Raw genomic sequence first — 18,774 nt, 5'->3', positions numbered from 1 at the left:
GGGACCGTTGCACAAGGATCTCCTCCGGCTGGCCCGCGCGGAGCGGAGCGTCCGCATCCATCTCGCCTGCTGCCTGGCGGCGGCGGTGGTGGCCGGGCTGCTCGTGCTCGTGCAGGCGGAACTGCTGGCCGGGGTGCTGTCGGGCCGGTTCGCGGTCGCCGCGCTGCTCCCCCTGGCGCTCGTCGTCGCCTGCCGCGGGCTGCTCGGATGGGCGCAGGGAGTGCTCGCCGGCCGCGCGGCCACCGCGCTGAAGTCGGCCCTGCGGCGGCTGCTCCTCGGCCGGGTGGAGGGTCTCGGCCCGGCGTACCGGTCGGGTGAGCTGGTGACGCTCGCGGGCCGGGGGCTCGACGCGCTCGACCCCTACCTGACGGGCTACCTGCCGTCGGTCGCCGTGGCCGGGGTCGTGCCGCTCGCGGTCGTGGTCCGGCTCTTCGCGGCCGACCTGGCCACCGCCGTGATCGTGGTGCTCACGCTGCCGCTGATCCCGATCTTCGGGGCGCTGGTCGGGTGGACCACCAAGACCGTGACAGAACGGCAGTGGCGCGCGCTGGCCCGCCTCGGCGGTCACTTCCTCGACGTCGTGCGCGGCCTGCCCACGCTGCGGGCGTTCGGCCGGGCCCGCTACCAGGCGTCGGTGATCCGCGAGGTGGCCGAGGCCCATCGCGCCGCGACCATGCGCACGCTGCGGGTGGCGTTCCTGTCGTCGCTGGTGCTCGAACTCGTGGCGTCGCTGTCGCTGGCGCTGGTGGCGGTGCCCGTGGGGCTGCGGCTGCTGTCGGGCTCGCTCGACCTGCGCACGGCGCTGCTCGTGCTGCTGCTGGCCCCCGAGGCGTACCTGCCGCTGCGCGCGATGGGCACCCGCTTCCACGCCGCCATGGAGGGCGTCGCCGCCGCCGACGAGGCGTTCGCGGTGATCAATCCGCCGCAGGAGGCCGGGCGGGAGAGCCGGCCGGCCGAAGCGGCGACGGGCACCGGGAAGGCACCAAGCGCGCGGAGCGCGAAAGAGGCAGGGAGCGCGGGGCGTTCCGCGGCGGCCGGCGGGCCGCCGGAGATTCGCCTGGAGGACGTCACCGTGCGCTACCCGGGCCGCGAGGAGACCGCGCTCGACCGCGTCTCGCTGGTCATCCGGCCGGGTGAGCGGGTGGCGATCGTGGGCCCGAGCGGCGCGGGCAAGAGCACGCTGCTGCACCTGCTGCTCGGGTTCGTGGCCCCGTCCGAGGGGCGGGTGCTGGCGGACGGAACGGATCTGGCCGGCCTCGACCTCGACGAGTGGCGGCGGCGGCTCGCCTTCGTGCCGCAGCGCCCGCACCTGTTCGCGACGTCTGTGGCCGACAACATCGCGCTCGGCTCGGCGGCCGGTCCTGACGAGATCGGCGCGGAGGAGATCAGGGCCGCCGCCGAGGCGGCGCAGGTCGCGGAGTTCGCCGGCGCCCTGCCGCAGGGGTATGACACCCCGCTCGGCGAGCGCGGCGCGAACCTGTCGGCGGGCCAGCGTCAGCGGGTCGCCCTGGCCAGGGCCTTCTGCCGCCCCGCCGCCCAGGTGCTGCTGCTGGACGAGCCCACGGCGCGGCTCGACGGCAGGAGCGAGGCGGCGATCGTGGCGGCCACACGCAGGCTGGCCGAGGGGCGCACAGCGATCATCGTCGCCCACCGTCCGGCGATGATCGACCTGGCCGACCGGGTCGTCCGCCTCGACGGCGGCGTCCTCGTTCCCGCGGTCGCGGCTCCCTCGATCTCCGCACAGGGCGGGGAGGCCCGATGAGCCGCGCGCAGACGACCCCGAAGACGACCTCGAAGACGGCCACGGGGACGGCCACGGCGGCCTCACCGCTGTCGGTGATCACCGGCACCGGCATGGGCCGGCGGCTCGTGCTCGCCGCGCTCGCCGGGGCGGCGGCCGACCTCGCGGGGGTCGCGCTCATCGCGTCGGCCGCCTGGCTGATCACCCGGGCCGCCGAGCAGCCGCCCCTGGCGGCGCTGTCGGTCGCAATCGTGGCCGTGCGGGCGTTCGCGACCACGCGTGGGGTGTTCCGGTACGGCGAGCGCCTGGCCGGGCACGACGTCGCGCTGCGCGCGCAGGCGGGCACCCGCGAGCGTCTCTACCGGGCGCTGATCCCGGCCGGGCCGCTGCAGCAGCGCGGGGCCGACCTGCTCAGCCGGATGGTGGACGACACCGACGCCGTGCAGGACCTGCTCGTCCGCTGCCTGCTGCCGGCCGCCGCCGCGCTGATCACCGGCGTCGCCGCCGTCGTCATCGCGGGCTTCCTGCTGCCCGCCGCCGCGTTCGTGCTCGCCGCGGGCCTGCTCGTCGCCGGGGTGCTGCTGCCCGCGGGCACGGCCGCCGCCGCGCGGCGCTGGTCGGCGCGGATCGCCCCGGCCCGCGCGGACCTGGCCGCCCGGGTGGCCGACCTGGTCCACGGTGCGGCCGACCTCGCGGCGTACGGCGCGCGTGACCGGGCGCTGTCGGCGGCGATGGACGCCGACGGGCGGCTGTCCCGGCTGGAGCGGGGGCAGGCCCGGATCAACGCCGCCGCGCTCGGCGTCGGCATGCTGACGCAGGGGCTGACCGTCGTCGCCGTGGTCCTGACGGCCCAGGCCGCCGGTCTCGGCCGGGTCGCGACCGCCGTGGCCGCCCTGACCTCGCTGGTCGCCTTCGAGCCCGCGCTGCCGCTGGCGGCGGCGGGCGAGCGGTTCGCGGGAGTGGTCGCGGCGCTGCGCAGGCTCAGGGAGACCGCCGCCACTCCCCCGGCGGTGCGCGAGCCCTCGGACCCCGCGCCCGCGCCCGAGCCGCCGCTGACGGTCGAGGTCGACGACCTCGTGGTGCGCCACGGCGGGCGCGAGCCCGCGCTGAAGGGCGTGAGCCTGACGCTGACGCCGGGCCGCCGGGTCGCGGTGGTCGGCCCGAGCGGCGCGGGCAAGAGCACCCTGCTGTCGGCGCTGATGCGGACGGTGGAGATCGAGTCCGGCGCGATCCGGCTCAACGGGACCGACGTGCGGCGCCTGTCCTCCGACGACGTTCGGGCGCTCATCACGGGCCTCACCCAGGACCCGTACGTCTTCCAGGCCACGGTCAGGGACAACCTGCGCCTGGCCGGTCCGCAGGCGCCCACGGAGGACATCGAGGCGGCGGTGCGGCGGGCCCGCCTGGGCGCCTGGACCGAGCGCACCGGCTGGGACACGGTGCTCGGCGAGGACGGCCGCACCGTTTCCGGCGGCCAGCTCCAGCGGCTCGCGCTGGCCCGGGCCCTGCTGTACGACCCGCCGGTGCTGCTGCTGGACGAGCCGGCCGAGGCCCTGGACGAGGAGACGGCCGACCTGCTGATGGCCGACCTGCTGGACGCCACCCGGGGCCGCACCACGCTGCTGGTCACCCACCGGCTGCGCGGCCTGGAACAGGTCGACGAGATCGTCGTGCTGGAGGGCGGCACGGTCACCCAGCGCGGCACGCACGCCGGCCTCGTCGCCGTGCCCGGTTACTACCGCGATCTGTGGGAGTCCGAGGCCCTCACCCGCCACCGCGGCTGAACGCTCCCGCCCCGCCACCTGCTCGCGTGAACCTTCCGTGAAGAAGGCATTGCGGATCTTGTCAGATGTAAGTAATTTTCAGACAACGCGATGACCTTGCATGGCATTTACCTACACGCATGGCGCTCGCCGAACTGGCTACGAGCCGACAGGGAGTCTCATGAAGAGAAGATGGATCGCGGGAGCGATCGGCGTGCTCGCGGTGGCGCTGGCGGCGTGCGCTCCCGGGGGCGGCGCATCCGACCAGGGCGGCGAGGCGGGCGGTGACAAGGTCACGCTGAGCCTGTGGTCGTGGCGGGTGGAGGACGTCAAGGCGTACGAGAAGATCCTCGCCAAGTTCGAGGAGTCGCACCCGAAGATCCACGTCGAGTTCAAGCCGTTCCAGGCCACCGAGTACAACAACATCCTGGCCACCGGCCTGTCCGGCACCGCCGGGCCTGACGTCGCCCAGCTGCGGGCCTACGGCGGGCTCCAGCCGCTGGTCGAGGCGGGCCAGCTGGTCCCGCTGGACGGCAAGGTCGCGGCGCTGTCCGGTTTCGACGCCAAGCTGCTGGAAGGCGCCAAGGGCCACAAGGACGGCAAGATCTACGGTGTGCCGTTCGCCTACCAGACGCTCCAGGTGCTCTACAACAAGAAGCTGTTCGGCGACAACGGCATCAAGCCCCCCGCCACCTGGGACGACATGATCGCAGCGGCGCAGAAGCTGAAGGCGGCCGGGATCACGCCGTTCGCCGTCGCGGCCGGTCCCGACGCGACCTGGACGCTGCCGATCGTCCACGAGATCTTCGGCAACGCCCGTTACGGCAGCGCGAAGTTCCGGGACGCGCTGCTGAGCGGCGCGAAGAAGTTCACCGACCCCGACTTCACGGCCTCCGTCAAGCTGCTCAAGGACCTGGAGCCGTACTTCCCCAAGGACGTGGCGGCCGTCAAGATCCCCGACGTCCAGGCGCTGTTCGCCACCGGAAAGGCCGCGATGTACCCCACGGGCAGCTTCGACCTGGCGCCCGTGCTCGCGCTCAACCCCAGCCTTGAGGTCGGCGCCTTCCAGGTGCCGCCGCCGCCCGGCTCCCCGGTGACCACCCCCGTCACCCCGGGCTGGGCCGACGGCTCGTTCGGCGTCAACGCCAAGTCGGCCCACCAGGCCGAGGCGCTCGAACTGGTCACGTGGATGGCGACGCCGGAGTTCGGGCAGCTCTACGCCGGCGAGCTGAAGCAGCTGTCCGCGGTCCCCGGCGTCACGCCGCCGGACCCGCTGCTGGCCGAGATGGCGAAGAACTACGCCGCCAACGGCGCGCCGTACACGCTGCTCGTCGACTTCCGGTACGGCCAGCCGAACGGTGACGCGGTCTTCCGGGACGAGGTGCAGAAGATGCTGGTCGGCCAGACCGATCCCAAGGCGGTCGCCGAGAGCGTGCAGAAGGGCGTCGAGCAGTGGTTCAAGCCGGGGAACTGAGCACGCCCCGGCGCCCCGCAGGGCGCTTCCCCGGACGCTTGTCCGGGCGTCGCGCGGCACGCACCGGCGCCGGCCGCCGGTACGTGCCGCGATGGCGGGTGCTGGCCGTGTTCCTGCTGCCCGCGCTCCTGCTCTACTCGGTCTTCATCGTCTATCCGCTGGTCACCGCGCTGGAGTACAGCTTCTTCGAGTGGCGCGGGATCCGGCAGGCGGGGTTCGCCGGGCTCGGCAACTACCGGGACCTGTTCGGCGTCTACCCCTACGACCAGCAGCTGTGGCGGGCGTTCGGGCACAACGCGCTGTTCTTCGCCGGGACGATGCTGATCCAGAACACCGTCGGCCTGCTGTTCGCCCTCCTGCTGTTCCGGTACGGCCGCGGCAAGCGGTTCCTGCAGGCCGCGTTCACCACGCCCTACCTGGTGGACCCGCTGGTCGTCGGCTACCTGTGGAGCCTGCTGCTCAACCCCACGTTCGGCCCGGTCAACTCGCTGCTCGAGGCCGTCGGCCTGGACTCCTGGGCGTTGCCCTGGCTGGGCGACACGCGTACGGCGCTGCCGATCGTCATCGTGGTCAACGCGTGGCAGTGGGTGGGCTTCCCCATGCTGCTGTTCTCCGCCGCGCTCGCCGGGATCCCGGCCGAGTATCACGAGGCGGCGAGGGTCGACGGCGCGTCGGCCTGGCAGTCCTTCCGGCGGGTGACGCTGCCGCTGCTCACCCCGGCGATCGGCGTGGTGAGCGTGCTGACGTTCATCGGCAACTTCAACGCCTTCGGGCTGGTCTACGCGATGGCCGGGTCGACCGGGTCCCCGGCGGGCTCGACCGACGTGCTCGGCCTGCTGTTCTACCGGGTCGCGTTCGTGGAGGGCGGCACGGAGGCGATCGGGCGGTCGTCGGCGCTCGCGGTGCTGATGTTCGTGTTCATCTTCGGGGTGTCGCTGCTGGCCGGCTCGTACTTCCGCCGCCGGGAGAGGAGCCTGCTGTGACGGCCCGGAGCCGGGCTCCGGGGCGCGTCGCCGTCCACCTGCTGCTGTGGGGGTACGCGGTCGTCGCGCTGCTGCCGCTGGCCGTCATGGTGCTCAACTCGCTGCGGCCCACGAGCGAGATCTTCACCGCGCCGCTGGGGCTCCCGGCGTCGCCCACGCTGCACAGTTACGGCCGGGTGTGGACGGAGGCGTCGTTCAGCACCTACCTGCTGAACTCGCTGGTCGTCACCTGCGGCGCGGTGCTGCTCGGCACGGCGGTCTCCGCGATGGCGGCCTATCCGCTGGCCCGCTACGACTTCGCCGGCAGCCGGGTGCTCGGGGCGTACTTCCTTGCGGGGCTGATGCTGCCGATCCGGCTGGGCCTGGTGCCGATCTTCTACCTGATGGACTCCATGGGCCTGATCGACTCGCTGCTCGGGCTCACGCTGCTGTACGCAGCGTCCGGGGTGCCGTTCTGCATGTTCGTGCTGTCGGCGTTCTACCGTTCCCTGCCCGGCGAGCTGGACGAGGCGGCCCGGCTCGACGGGGCCGGCGAGTTCCGGATCTTCGGGCAGATCATGCTGCCGCTGGTGCGGCCCGCGCTGGCGTCGGTGATGCTGTTCCAGTTCGTGCCCCTGTGGCATGAGTTCCTCTACCCGCTGGTGCTGCTGCGCTCGGACGAGAGGTTCACGATCCCGCGCGGGCTGTCGCAGTTCTTCGGCGAGTACACGACCGACTGGTCGGCGCTGTTCGCCGGGCTGGTTCTCGCCACGGCGCCGCTCTTCGTGCTGTTCGTCCTGGCGACCAAGCAGATCATCGCCGGGCTGACCGCCGGCATGAGCAAGTAGAAGGCAGGGTGGCGTGAGCCCCGGCGGAGACTACTCGAACGGGATTCTCGTGCGGCTGCGCGGCGCGATCCGGTCCCTGCGGCCCGCCGAGCAGCGGGTCGCGCGCGCGGTGCTGGCCGACCCCCAGGGCGTCGCGGACCGGCCGATCGGGGCGCTCGCCCGCGAGTGCGGCACCTCGGAGGCCACCGTGCTCCGCTTCTGCCGGGCCATCGGGCTGCGCGGCTACCCCGAGCTGCGGATCGCGCTCGCCCGGGAGGCGACGCTGGAGGCGTCGCGTGCCGGGAGCGCCCGCCCGCTCGACGGCGACATCAGCGCCGACGATCCGCTGGAGGAGATCGTCGCCAAGATCGGCTACAGCGACTCCCGCGCGGTCGCGGAGACCGCCGAGCACCTCGACATCGCCGCCCTGGAGCGCGCGGTCACCGCGATCGCCGGGGCCCGCCGTGTGGATCTCTACGGCGCCGGGGCGAGCGGCTTCGTCGCGGCCGATCTCCACCAGAAGCTGCACAGGATCGGCCTGATGGCCTTCGCCTGGCAGGACTTCCACAGCGCGCTCACCTCGGCCGCGCTGCTCGGCAGGAGCGACGTCGCGATCGGCATCTCGCACACCGGCACCACCGTCGACGTCCTCGACGCGCTGCGGCTCGCCGCCGATCGGCAGGCGACCACGATCGCGATCACGAACTTCGCCCCCTCGCCGATCACCGAGCTCGCCGACATCGTGCTGAGGACCGCGGCCCGCGAGACCCCGTTCCGGTTCGGCGCGATGGGCAGCAGGATCGCTCAGCTCACCGTCGTCGACTGCCTCTCGGTGGGGGTGGCCGCCCGGCGCACGTACGACGAGACCCTCACGGCCCTGGAGGACACCTTCCGCGCGATCAGCGGCCGCCGGCGCAAGTAGGCGCGCTTCCCGGAGAGAGGACACCGGAGAAAGGACGATCGCCGGCGGGCCGTCCCCCCAGAGGCCCGCCGGCGACGATCGTGGGCCGTCAGCCCGCGGACTGCTCCGCGAGCGCGGTGGTGATGGTGTTCTCCTTGCCGTCGCGCGTGAAGGTGATGGTCACCTTGTCGCCGGGGCGGGAGCTGCGGATGGTGCCGACCAGCGCCTCCGCGCTGTCCACCACCTTGTCGTTGATCTTGGTGATCAGGTCGCCCTCCTTGAGGCCGGCCTTCTCCGCCGGGCTGCCGGCCGTGATCGAGCTGACCACCGCGCCGGACGCGCCGCCGACCGCGTCGGCCACGCTCACACCGAGGAAGGCGTGCGTCGCCTTGCCGGTCTTGATGAGCTGGTCGGAGACGAGCTTCGCGGTGTTGATGGGGATCGCGAAGCCGACGCCGATGTTGCCGGAGCTGGAGCCCGAGGTGGCGATCGCCGTGTTGATCCCGACGACCTGCCCGCTGGTGTTCACCAGCGCGCCGCCGGAGTTGCCGGGGTTGATCGCGGCGTCGGTCTGGATCATGCCGCCGATCGTGTTGCCCTGGCTCTGCGGCTGCTGCTGCTCCATCCCCCAGGGGAACTGCGGCTGCTGCTGCTCTTCGGGGGCCTCGGTCAGCGTGCGGTCGAGGGCGCTCACGATGCCGGAGGTGACCGACCCCTCCAGGCCGAGCGGGCTGCCGATCGCGAGGACCCCGTCGCCGACCTGGAGCTTGTCGCTGTCGCCGAGGGAGGCGGGGGTCAGGCCGGACACGCCCTGCGCCTGGATGACCGCGAGGTCCGTGGTGGGGTCGGTGCCCTTGATGACGGCGTTGGCGGTCTTGCCGTCGCTGAACTTCACGGTGACCGTGCCGCCGTTTCCGCCGCCGATGCTCACCACGTGGTTGTTCGTCAGGATCAGACCGTCGGCCGACAGGATGACACCGGACCCCTCGCCGCCGGCCGTGGCGGTCTTCACCTCGATCGACACCACCGACGGCATGATCGCCTTGGCCACCGCGGCGATCGTGGTGGTCGAGGAGTTGGACACCCCCTTGACCACCGGGCTCGCGATCACCGTCTGCCCGCCGTTCACGCTGTTCGCGACGAGGGCCCCGGTGACCCCGCCGCCCAGCGCCACGGCCACGAGAGCGAGGCCCGCGCCCGCCTTCTGGCGTGCGCTCAGCGTGCCCTTCCGCGCCGGAGGCGGCGGAAACTGCGCCGTGTCATAAGGACCGCTCCCGTAGGCGCCGTACGACTGGTACGCCCCGGTGTACTGCCCGTGCTGCGGCGGAGTGCTTCCGAACTGGCTCCAGCCGTGACCGGGGAGTATCTGGGTGTTCTCGTCGCCGGGAACATGCTCATGTGAGCTCATCGCCATCCCCCTCAATGGATTCGCCGGTGATCCCGGCTCTCCGCCGGTACACGTAATACGATGACGCATCGGCGATAAGGTCACGCTAAGCGATCAGCGGTGGGGATCCCCGAGCGCCCTACGCGTACTTTATGTCAGCTCGTACGCGGCCAGTACTCGTCCCTGAGCAGGCGCTTGTACAGCTTGCCCGTTGGATGGCGGGGCAGCTCGTCACGGAAGTCGACCGACTTCGGGCACTTGTAGTGGGCCAGCCGTTCCCGGCAGTAGGCGATCAGCTCGGCCTCCAGGGCGGGACCGGCGCCGGCCGGGTCCGCCGGCTGGACGACGGCCTTGACCTGCTCGCCCATCTCGGGGTCCGGCACCCCGAAGACGGCCACGTCGGCCACCTTGGGATGCATCGCCAGCGCGTTCTCGGCCTCCTGCGGGTAGATGTTCACCCCGCCGGAGATGATCATGTACGAGCGCCGGTCGGTGAGGTAGAGGAACCCGTCCTCGTCCAGGTAGCCGATGTCCCCCAGCGTGGTCCAGCCGCGGCCCTTGGGGTCCTGGACCGACGCGGTCTTCCCTGGGTCGCCGTGATACTCGAACTTCGGGCCGTCGGAGAAGTAGACCGTGCCGTGCTCACCGGGCGGCAGCTCGCCACCGTCCTCGTCGCAGACGTGGGTGACCCCGAGCAGCGGCCGGCCCACCGTGCCCTTGTGGGCGAGCCAGTCGTCCGGTCCCGCGTACAGGAAGCAGTTGCCCTCGGTGCCCGCGTAGTACTCGTGGATGATCGGCCCCCACCACTCCATCATCCGCTCCTTGACCTCGACGGGACAGGGCGCGGCGGCGTGGATGGCGCAGCGCAGCGACGACAGGTCGTAGCGCTCGCGCACCTCCTCGGGCAGCTTGAGCATCTTGACGAACATCGTGGGCACCCACTGCGCGTGGGTGACGCGGTGCCGCTCGACGAGCGCCAGCGCCTCCTCGGGGTCGAACCTCTCCATCACCACCACGGTCGCGCCGAGGCGCTGGAAGGACATGCTGTAGCGCAGCGGAGCGGCGTGGTAGAGCGGCGCCGGCGACAGGTACACGCTGTCGGCCGAGGGCGCGAACAGGAGCTGGATGAGCCGCACCAGGGCCCCGGGGGCCTCCAGCGGCGCCCGGCTGAGCGGCGGCTTCACGCCCTTGGGACGTCCCGTGGTGCCCGACGAGTAGAGCATGTCGGCGCCCTGGCACTCGTCGTCGAGCGGCGTCGCGGGCTGCCCGGCCACGGCCTCCTCGTACGACGTGAAGCCGGGGGCGACGCCGTCGACCATGAGCCGCAGCTCGACCCCGGGCGTGGCCTCGGTGACGGCGCTCGCGACGCCGGCGAGCTTCGCCGAGGAGATGAAGACCCGCGCCCCGCAGTTGTCCACGATGTACGAAAGCTCGTCGGCCTGGAGACGGGAGCTGATCGCGGTGTAGTAGAGGCCCGAGCGATGCGCGGCCCACGCGATCACGAGGAAGAGCGGATGGTTCTCCAGCATGAAGGCGATGTGGTCGCCCGGCCGCAGGCCCGCGGCCCGCAGCAGGTGGGCGAGCCGGTTGGATTCCTCGTCGAGCTCACGAAAGGTGATCACGCGGCCGGAGCCCGCCATGATCACCGCCGGTTTGTCCGGCGTCACCGCCGCGATCGCCCCAGGGTGCATAACCGAACGCTACTCGGTTTGGTTTCGGCGCGGTAGGCGCGGACTCCCGATGCGCCCGCTCAGCTCTCCAGCGTCCGGTAGGGGTCGCGCAGCGGCCTGACGCGCTCGGCGAACGCGGCCTTGATCTCCGTCATCTTCGGCCCCGGCGCGTAGAAGCGGCCCTTCGTCTCGCCGTACGGCTGGAGCCACCCGGTGGCCGCCAGTTCTCGCAGGTCGCGAGCGGCCTGGCCCTGGCTCAGGCCCTCGTCGGCCTGGTACATGCCCCGCCGCAGCCGCCGGGAGACGAACACCTGGTAGAGCGCGGAGACCGTGCGCGGGTGCAGGCCCTGCGCCCCGGTCCGCTCCTCCAGCAGCATCCACACCTCGCCCGCCTCGGCGAGCCGGCGTCCCACCCGCTGCGCCTGCATGTGGTGGCAGCGCAGGACGAACCGCACCCACGAGAGGGTGTCCCCGTGCGGGCTCCACCGGCGGCGTCCCACCTCGCCGAGCACGTCATAGTAGTCGTAGGTGGTGCGGCCCTCGCCCAGCCACTCCTCGATCGAGGCGAACTCCGGCGTGGTGATCTGGTCGCGGCCGAGCACGAGCGTCTGCAGCGCCCGCGACATGCGCCCGTTGCCGTCCCGCCACGGGTGGATCTTGACGAGGTTGAGGTGCGCCATGGCGGCGCGCACGTAGCTGGGCGCGTCGAGGTCGCCCTCGTTGAGCCACTCGGCCAGCTCCGCCAGCAGGCCGGGGACCTGATCGTGGTCCGGGCCCTCGTAGACCACCTCGCCGGTGGCGGAGTTGCGCACGTAGATCCCGCCGGGGCGCACCGTGCCCGGCGTCTTGTCCACGTGGTGGCCGATCATCATGAAGTTGAGCGCGTGCAGCAGGCCCACGTCGTAGCGGAAGGCCCACGCGCGCGACAGGGTGCCGATGTAGGTGAGCGCCTGCCGATAGCCGGCGATCTCCCGGGCCACGGCCGCCGGGGTCTCCAGGGGGTCCTCGCCGGACATGATCGACTCGATGTCCTCGACGCTCGCGTGGTAGCCCTCGATGGAGTTGGACCCCTGGATCGCCCGCGCCTGCAACTGCCGCCGCAGCAGTCCGTCCCAGCGGTGGGCCTCGGCCAGCCGGTATTTCAGGTCGCGCCGCATCTCCTCGATCTCGGCGAGCACCTTCTCGTCCGCGGCCTCCAGCCTGGGTGTGCCGTACAACATGGGGCCATGACAGCATGGACGAATCATCCGGTCAAGCGACTGGATGATTCGTCCATGTATGTGCGCGTCAGGAGGCCGGGATGACCGAGCCCTTGAACGTGTCCTCGATGTACTTCTTCACCTCGGGGCCGGTCAGCAGTCCGGCCAGCGTCTTCACCCGGGGATCGCTCTCGTGCCCCTGCGCGACCACCAGGCCGTTGGCGTACGGGTTGCCCTCGGCCTTCTCCAGCACCAGCGCGTCGGAGGACGGGTTGAGGTTCGCCTCCAGCGCGTAGTTGCCGTTGATCACCGCGGCGTCGACGTCGTCGAGCGAGCGTGGGAGCTGGGCGGCCTCCAGCGGGCGGAAGGTCAGGTTCTTCGGGTTGCCGGTCACGTCGCGCTCGGTCGCGGCGGTGCCCACGCCGTCCTTGAGCGTGACCACGCCGTTGTCGGCGAGCAGCTTGAGCGCCCGGCCGAGGTTGGTGGCGTCGTTGGGCACCGCGACCGTGCCGCCCTGCGGCAGCGAGGCGAGATCCTTGACCTTCCTGGAGTACAGGCCGAGCGGCTCCAGGTGCACGGGGGCGACGAAGCTCAGCTTCGTGCCCTTCGAGGCGTTGAAGTCGTCCAGGTACGGCTTGTGCTGGAAGTAGTTGGCGTCGAGCTGGCCGTCCTGGAGCTGCAGGTTGGGCTGCACGTAGTCGCTGAACTCCACGATCTCCAGCTTGAGGCCCTTCGCGGCGGCCAGGTTGTCGGCCACGTACTTCAGGATCTGCGCGTGCGGCACCGGGCTCACGCCGACCTTGAGCGGGGCGTCCGCCGCCGCCGTGCCGGAGGCGGTCGCCCTGCCCGGCGACGAGGACCCGCAGGCGGACAACACGAGCGCGACCACGGCGGCGATGACGAGGCCGAGCGTTCTACGCATGGGACGAGACTCCTTAAGTGGGTTAACGGTGAGAAAGACGACGGGCGACGGCGTCGCCCAGGGTCTGCGCGAGCTGAACCACGACGACCAGGACGACCACGGTGACGACCATGAGCGCGGTCTCGAACCGCTGGTATCCGTAGCGGACGGCGAGGTCGCCGAGACCGCCGCCGCCGATCACTCCCGCCATGGCGGAGTAGGAGATGAGCGTGACCACGGTGACGGTCAGCCCGGCGACCAGGCCGGGCAGCGCCTCGGGCAGCAGGACGCGCGCCACGATCGTCACGCGGCCCGCCCCCATCGCCTCGGCCGCCTGCACGACGTCGCGGCCCACCTCGCGCAGCGCCGTCTCGACCAGCCGGGCGAAGAACGGCACCGCGCCGATCGTGAGCGGGACCACGGCGGCGGCGGTCCCGATCGTGGTTCCGGTGAGCACGCGGGTCACCGGGATGACCGCGATCATGAGGACGATGAAGGGCAGCGACCGCCCGACGTTCACGACCAGGCCGAGCACGCGCCGCACGGCGGGCGCGGGGAACAGCCCGCCCCGGTCCGTCCCGGCGAGGCAGACGCCGAGCGGCAGCCCGAACAGCACCGTGAACAGCGTGGACCAGCCCACCATCACGGCGGTCTGCCCGGTGGCCTCCCACAGCAGGGGGCTCATCTCCGACCAGGTCATGCGTCCTCCTCCACCAGCAGGCCGCGCTCGCGCAGGTCGGCGAGGGCGGCCGCCGCACCGGCTCCGGTGATCCGCAGCCGCAGCCGGCCCGCCGGGACCCCCGCGACCTGTTCGACCGCGCCTGCGGCGATGGCGACGTCCACGTCGTGCGTACGCGCCAGACGCGACAGCAGGGCCTGGTCCGCGGCCAGGGTGACCGTGACCGTGCCGGGCTCGGCGGGCGGCAGCGGGAACAGCTCGGCCGCCAGGCGCGACCCGGGCGTGGCGAGCAGCTCGGGGATGGGGCCCGCCTCGGCGATCCGCCCGTCGTTCATGATCGCCGCCGAGTCGCAGACGGCCTTGATGACGTCCATCTCATGGGTGATGAGCAGGATGGTCAGCCCCAGCTCCCGATTGAGCCGCCGCAGCAGGGCCAGGATCGACTGGGTCGTGGCGGGGTCGAGCGCTGAGGTGGCCTCGTCCGACAGCAGCACCGCCGGCTCGGCGGCGAGCGCCCGCGCGATGCCGACCCGCTGCTTCTGGCCGCCGGACAACTGCGCGGGGTAGGCCCCGGCGCGGTCGGCCAGGCCCACGAGGTCGAGCATCTCCGCGACGCGCCGGGCCCTGGCGGCCCGGCCGACGCCCATGACCTCCAGCGGGAAGGCCACGTTGCCCGCCACCGTGCGCGACGACAGCAGGGCGAAGTGCTGATGGATCATGCCGATGCGCTGGCGGGCGCGGCGCAGGTCGGCCGCGCCGAGGGCGGTCAGCTCGCGCCCGTCGACGGTCACCACGCCCTCGTCGGGACGCTCGAGCAGGTTGACGCAGCGCAGCAGGGTGCTCTTGCCGGCGCCGCTGCGCCCGAGCACGCCGAAGACCTCGCCCTTGCCGACGTGGAGGTCGACGCCGTCGAGCGCGACGACGTCGCCGTAGGCCTTGCGCAGGCCCGAAACCGTGATCACTTGCTGTCCCCGAAGAAGTTGGCGGCCGATTCCTCATGCACGCGCGCTAGCGCGTGCCGGGCGGGAAGGGCAGGTGCGTGATCCGTCGCAGGATCAGATCGGGCAGCGGGGAGAGCGTCATCGGTGAGTGCCTTCGTGGGAGGGGTGGGGGTCGCGGGCTTCAGGCCGCGCGACACCCTCGCTCGGGCGGGTTCACCAGGTTCGGTACGCTCACGACCGGCTGAAACAGGAGTGAGCTAATCCTTATTCCAGACCGGGAATGTGTGCTTGCTCACAGGGAAAGGCCCGCGCCTCCGGGACGGAGACGCGGGCCGTGCGGAGTGGGTCAGGCGACCGCCTGCCTGGCGACCGTCGCCGGGGTGAGGGCCAGGCCGAGGACCTCGCGGACGTCGCTCACCGCGTGGACGGTGAGGTCGGCCAGCACCTCGGCCGGGACGTCGTCCAGGTCGGGCTCGTTGCGCGCCGGGATGAGCACCGTGGTGATGCCCGCCCGGTGGGCGGCCAGCAGCTTCTGCTTCACCCCGCCGATCGGCAGCACCCGCCCGGTGAGGGACACCTCGCCCGTCATCGCGACGTCGGCGCGGACGGGCCGTCCCGACAGCAGCGAGGCCAGGGCGGTGGTCATCGTGACACCGGCCGACGGGCCGTCCTTCGGCACCGCGCCCGCGGGCACGTGGATGTGCACCGACCTGTCCTTGAGCGACCCGACCGGCAGCTCCAGCTCGGCGCCCCGCGACCGCAGGAAGGACAGCGCGATCTGCGCCGACTCCTTCATCACGTCGCCCAGCTGGCCGGTCAGGGTCACACCGGTCGCCCCGGTCTCCGGGTCGGCCAGCGACGCCTCGACATAGAGGACGTCGCCGCCCGCGCCGGTCACCGCGAGGCCGGTCGCCACGCCCGGCACCGCCGTACGCTGCCGGGCCTCCGGCAGGGACGACTCGGGCACGTGGCGCGGACGGCCCAGGTAGGAGACCAGGTCGTCGGCCGTGACCGTCGCCGGGAGCTCGGCCTCGCCGAGGGCGACCTTCGCCGTCACCTTGCGCAGGATCCTGGCGATCGAGCGCTCGAGAGAGCGGACGCCGGCCTCGCGGGTGTACTCGCCCGCCAGGCGGCGCAGCGCCGCGTCCTCCACCGTCACGTCGGCGGCGGTGAGGCCGGCCTTCTCCAGGTTGCGCGGGAAAAGGTGGTCGCGGGCGATGGCGACCTTCTCGTCCTCGGTGTAGCCGTCGAGCGTGACGATCTCCATGCGGTCGAGCAGCGGCCCCGGCACCTGCTCCAGCACGTTGGCCGTGGCGAGGAACAGCACGTCGCTCAGGTCGAGCTCGACCTCCAGGTAGTGGTCGCGGAAGGTGTGGTTCTGCGCCGGGTCGAGCACCTCGAGCAGCGCCGCCGTCGGGTCGCCCCGGTAGTCGGCGCCGACCTTGTCGATCTCGTCGAGCAGCACGACCGGGTTCATCGAGCCCGCCTCGCGGATGGCCCGGACGATGCGGCCGGGCAGCGCGCCCACGTACGTGCGCCGGTGACCGCGGATCTCCGCCTCGTCGCGGACGCCGCCGAGGGCGACGCGGACGAACTTCCTGCCCATCGCGCGGGCGACCGACTCGCCCAGCGAGGTCTTGCCGACTCCGGGAGGGCCGGCCAGCGCGAGGACGGCGCCGCTGCGCCGCCCGCCGACCACGCCGAGGCCCTGGTCGGCCCTGCGCTTGCGGACCGCGAGGTATTCCACGATGCGGTCCTTCACGTCGTCCAGGCCCGTGTGGTCGGCGTCGAGCACGGCGCGGGCCCCGGCGATGTCGTACTCGTCGGTCGTGTGGACGTTCCACGGGATGTCGAGGACGGTGTCGAGCCAGGTGCGGATCCAGCCGCTCTCGGGCGACTGGTCGGAGGCCCGCTCCAGCTTGTCGACCTCCTTGAGCGCGGCCTCCCTGACCTTCTCCGGCAGGTCGGCGGCCTCGATCCGGGCGCGGTAGTCCTCCTCCTCGTCGGAGGGGTCGCCGTTGAGCTCGGCGAGCTCCTTGCGCACGGCCGCGAGCTGCTGGCGGAGCAGGAACTCGCGCTGCTGCTTCTCCATGCCCTCCTGGACGTCCTTGCGAATGGTCTCCGCGACGTCCAGCTCGGCGAGGTGGTCGCGGGCCCAGCCGACCAGCTTGTCCAGCCGCTCGGCCGGGTCGGGGGTCTCCAGCAGCAGCAGCTTCTGCGGCGTCTGCAGCCAGGGGGCGTACCCCGCGCTGTCGGCGAGGACGGCGGGGTCCTTGATCTGGTTGACCGCGTCGACCACCTGCCACGCGCCCCGCTTCTGCAGGATCGTGGTGGTGAGGGCCTTGTACTCCTTGGCGAGCTCCTCGGCCCTCGACCCGGTCGCGACCGGCTCAAGCACGGTCGCCTCGACCCACAGCGCCGCGCCGGGGCCGGTGGTGCCGGTGCCGACGCGCATGCGGTCGACGCCGCGGACCACGGCCGCGGGCTCCCCGCCCGGCAGGCGGCCGACCTGTTCCACGACGGCGCTCACCCCCACCGGGCCGTAGCGGCCGTCTATGCGGGGCACCAGCAGGACCGTGCTCTCGCCGCTGGCACGGGCGGCGTCGATGGCGGCGCGGACCTCGGAGGCCGACAGATCGAGGGGCACGACCATGCCGGGCAGGACGACCTCGTCGTCGAGCGGGAGGACGGGAAGGATCTGGGACATCAGCACTCCACTAGGTTGAGTTATGTCGGCTCAACTAACAGGAGTCCGATCCTGTTCCCTGTTCTGCGTCAGTTCGCTGTGAGCGATCGTAATTGTGTAATCCGCTGTGCCGCGGCGACACGTTCACTCCTCCGGGTAACGCATGATGGCGTCCATGACATCCGGAAACATCCGGCTTCGCTCCGTGCCAGGCCGGTGGGTGCTGCTGACCACGGTCCTCGGGTCGGGTATGGCGACGCTCGACGGCACCGTGGTCAACGTGGCGCTTCCCGCTCTCGGGCGCGACCTGCACGCCGGGATGTCCGGCCTCCAGTGGACCGTGAACGCGTACACGCTCACGATGGCCGCGCTCATCCTGCTCGGCGGATCGCTGGGCGACCGGCTCGGCAGGCGGCGGATCTTCGTCGCCGGGGTGGTCTGGTTCGCCCTGGCCTCCGCACTCTGCGGGGCCGCGCCGAACACGCCCGTGCTCGTGCTCGCCCGTGCGCTCCAGGGCGTCGGCGCGGCCCTGCTGATCCCCGGGTCCCTGGCGATCATCCAGGCGAGCTACGTGCCGGACGACCGGCCGCGCGCCGTCGGCGCCTGGTCGGGGCTGGGCGGCGTCGCCGCCGCCCTCGGGCCGCTGCTCGGCGGCTGGCTCGTGGAGGCGGCCGGCTGGCGGTGGGTGTTCCTGCTCAACCTGCCCCTCGCGGCCGTCGTGGTCGGCGTCGCCGCCCGGCACGTGCCCGAGACCCGGGACACAGGACCGCACGGCCGCTTCGACGTGCTCGGGACCGTCCTCGCCGCACCCGCGCTGGCCGGGCTGACGTACGGCCTGATCCTGGCGGGCGACGGGCTGGTGCCGCTGACCGCCGGGCTCGTCCTGGCCGCCTGCTTCGTGGTGGTGGAGATCCGGCGCTCCCCTCAGTCCCTCGTCCCCGTGGGGGTCTTCGCCTCGCGGGAGTTCACCGCGGTCAACGTCGTCACGCTGGTCATGTACGCGGCGATGGGCCTGGTGTTCTTCCTGCTGGTCGTCCAGCTCCAGGTGTCGGCCGGGTTCTCTCCCGTCGCCGCCGGGTCGGCGATGCTCCCGGTCACGATCCTCATGCTGCTGCTGTCGCCGCGGGCCGGCGAGTTGGCGAGGCGGGTGGGCCCACGCCTTCCCATGACGGGAGGGATCCTCCTGTGCGCGGCCGGGCTGCTGCTGATGAGCCGCATCGCCCCGGGCTCGTCCTATCTCGACGTGCTGCTCCCGGCGATCGTGTTCGGGCTCGGCCTGTCCGCCGCCGTCGCCCCGCTCACCGCGACCGTGCTCGCCACGGCGGAGGAGCGGTACGCGGGCGTGGCGAGCGGGATCAACAACGCCCTGGCCAGGTCGGGCGGCCTCCTGGCCGTCGCCGCCGTCCCGCCGCTGGTGGGGCTGACGGGCGACGCCTACGACTCCCCTGCGGCGTTCACCCGGGGGTTCCACACCTCGATCCTGGTCGGCGCGGCCATGATGGCCGTCGCGGCGGTCATCACGTTCGTCACGATCAGGACGAACGTCCTCGCGGCCGCGCCCAAACCACCCGCCCCCGGCTGCCCGGTCGACGCACCGCCTCTCGGCCACCGCCCCCCGGTGAGCTGAGGCGTCCGAGGCGCGG

The 18,774-nt window shown here is 72.3% G+C and carries 14 protein-coding genes; 7 read left to right on the top strand and 7 right to left on the bottom strand.

The genetic code is table 11. From position 1 onward, the window contains the following. Positions 1-7: 7 nt before the first annotated feature. From cydD to ABZ860_RS32415, 6 genes are all read left to right on the top strand, one after another. Positions 8-1,762, top strand: a complete 1,755-nt coding sequence (gene cydD / locus ABZ860_RS32440; RefSeq protein WP_357227437.1) for a thiol reductant ABC exporter subunit CydD — start codon at positions 8-10, stop codon at positions 1,760-1,762. Continuing rightward, on the top strand, positions 1,759-3,525 hold the full coding sequence (cydC, locus tag ABZ860_RS32435; protein ID WP_357227434.1) for a thiol reductant ABC exporter subunit CydC: 1,767 nt from the start codon (positions 1,759-1,761) through the stop codon (positions 3,523-3,525). The genes cydD and cydC overlap by 4 nt, the downstream gene beginning before the upstream one ends. A 160-nt stretch (positions 3,526-3,685) precedes the next feature. Next, a complete protein-coding gene (locus ABZ860_RS32430) occupies positions 3,686-4,978 on the top strand; it encodes an extracellular solute-binding protein (protein WP_357227431.1) in 1,293 nt (430 codons plus the stop codon). A 38-nt stretch (positions 4,979-5,016) separates the two neighbouring features. After that, a complete protein-coding gene (locus ABZ860_RS32425; RefSeq protein ID WP_357227428.1) occupies positions 5,017-5,961 on the top strand; it encodes a sugar ABC transporter permease in 945 nt (314 codons plus the stop codon). Beyond that, entirely contained in the window at positions 5,958-6,788 is an 831-nt protein-coding gene (locus tag ABZ860_RS32420) for a carbohydrate ABC transporter permease (protein ID WP_357227425.1), read from the top strand. The genes ABZ860_RS32425 and ABZ860_RS32420 overlap by 4 nt, the downstream gene beginning before the upstream one ends. 13 nt (positions 6,789-6,801) lie before the next feature. Then, a complete protein-coding gene (locus ABZ860_RS32415) occupies positions 6,802-7,689 on the top strand; it encodes a MurR/RpiR family transcriptional regulator (RefSeq protein ID WP_357227422.1) in 888 nt (295 codons plus the stop codon). 88 nt (positions 7,690-7,777) lie between these two features. On the opposite strand, the gene ABZ860_RS32410 is transcribed toward ABZ860_RS32415, so the two are convergent. The 7 genes from ABZ860_RS32410 to lon form a co-directional block, all read right to left on the bottom strand. Then, complete coding sequence (locus tag ABZ860_RS32410; protein ID WP_357227419.1) at positions 7,778-9,076, bottom strand: trypsin-like peptidase domain-containing protein; 1,299 nt, start codon at positions 9,074-9,076, stop codon at positions 7,778-7,780. Positions 9,077-9,210: 134 nt separating this feature from the next. Further along, positions 9,211-10,746 carry an acyl-CoA synthetase gene (locus ABZ860_RS32405; RefSeq protein ID WP_357227416.1) on the bottom strand — a complete coding sequence of 512 codons (1,536 nt, stop codon included), beginning with the start codon at positions 10,744-10,746 and terminating at the stop codon, positions 9,211-9,213. A 59-nt stretch (positions 10,747-10,805) separates the two neighbouring features. Beyond that, the gene (locus ABZ860_RS32400) at positions 10,806-11,945 is read right to left on the bottom strand and encodes a Fic family protein (protein WP_357227414.1); all 1,140 of its coding nucleotides are present in this window, start codon (positions 11,943-11,945) and stop codon (positions 10,806-10,808) included. Between the two features lie 67 nt (positions 11,946-12,012). Continuing rightward, entirely contained in the window at positions 12,013-12,846 is an 834-nt protein-coding gene (locus ABZ860_RS32395) for a MetQ/NlpA family ABC transporter substrate-binding protein (RefSeq protein WP_357227411.1), read from the bottom strand. Between the two features lie 22 nt (positions 12,847-12,868). Continuing rightward, the gene (locus ABZ860_RS32390; RefSeq protein WP_357227408.1) at positions 12,869-13,525 is read right to left on the bottom strand and encodes a methionine ABC transporter permease; all 657 of its coding nucleotides are present in this window, start codon (positions 13,523-13,525) and stop codon (positions 12,869-12,871) included. Continuing rightward, the gene (locus tag ABZ860_RS32385; RefSeq protein ID WP_357227406.1) at positions 13,522-14,466 is read right to left on the bottom strand and encodes an ATP-binding cassette domain-containing protein; all 945 of its coding nucleotides are present in this window, start codon (positions 14,464-14,466) and stop codon (positions 13,522-13,524) included. Before ABZ860_RS32385 ends, ABZ860_RS32390 begins: the two co-directional genes overlap by 4 nt. 325 nt (positions 14,467-14,791) lie before the next feature. Beyond that, a complete protein-coding gene (gene lon, locus ABZ860_RS32380) occupies positions 14,792-17,152 on the bottom strand; it encodes an endopeptidase La (RefSeq protein WP_357227403.1) in 2,361 nt (786 codons plus the stop codon). A 154-nt stretch (positions 17,153-17,306) separates the two neighbouring features. Between lon and ABZ860_RS32375 the strand changes: the two genes are divergently transcribed. Next, the gene (locus ABZ860_RS32375) at positions 17,307-18,758 is read left to right on the top strand and encodes an MFS transporter (protein ID WP_357227401.1); all 1,452 of its coding nucleotides are present in this window, start codon (positions 17,307-17,309) and stop codon (positions 18,756-18,758) included. The last annotated feature ends 16 nt before the right edge of the window (positions 18,759-18,774 follow it).

This window comes from Microbispora sp. NPDC046973, assembly GCF_040644495.1.
Lineage (GTDB): Bacteria > Actinomycetota > Actinomycetes > Streptosporangiales > Streptosporangiaceae > Microbispora.
The sequence above is the reverse complement of the archived record's forward strand: the minus strand, read 5'-3'. Positions and strand labels throughout refer to the sequence as shown.

Coding starts and splice junctions, on each gene's coding strand:
- ABZ860_RS32400 (WP_357227414.1), bottom strand. CDS start 11,945: ATGTTGTACGGCACACCCAGGCTGGAGGCCGCGGACGAGAAGGTGCTC.
- cydC (WP_357227434.1), top strand. CDS start 1,759: ATGAGCCGCGCGCAGACGACCCCGAAGACGACCTCGAAGACGGCCACG.
- lon (WP_357227403.1), bottom strand. CDS start 17,152: ATGTCCCAGATCCTTCCCGTCCTCCCGCTCGACGACGAGGTCGTCCTG.
- ABZ860_RS32405 (WP_357227416.1), bottom strand. CDS start 10,746: ATGCACCCTGGGGCGATCGCGGCGGTGACGCCGGACAAACCGGCGGTG.
- ABZ860_RS32390 (WP_357227408.1), bottom strand. CDS start 13,525: ATGACCTGGTCGGAGATGAGCCCCCTGCTGTGGGAGGCCACCGGGCAG.
- ABZ860_RS32410 (WP_357227419.1), bottom strand. CDS start 9,076: ATGAGCTCACATGAGCATGTTCCCGGCGACGAGAACACCCAGATACTC.
- ABZ860_RS32430 (WP_357227431.1), top strand. CDS start 3,686: ATGAAGAGAAGATGGATCGCGGGAGCGATCGGCGTGCTCGCGGTGGCG.
- ABZ860_RS32395 (WP_357227411.1), bottom strand. CDS start 12,846: ATGCGTAGAACGCTCGGCCTCGTCATCGCCGCCGTGGTCGCGCTCGTG.
- ABZ860_RS32375 (WP_357227401.1), top strand. CDS start 17,307: ATGACATCCGGAAACATCCGGCTTCGCTCCGTGCCAGGCCGGTGGGTG.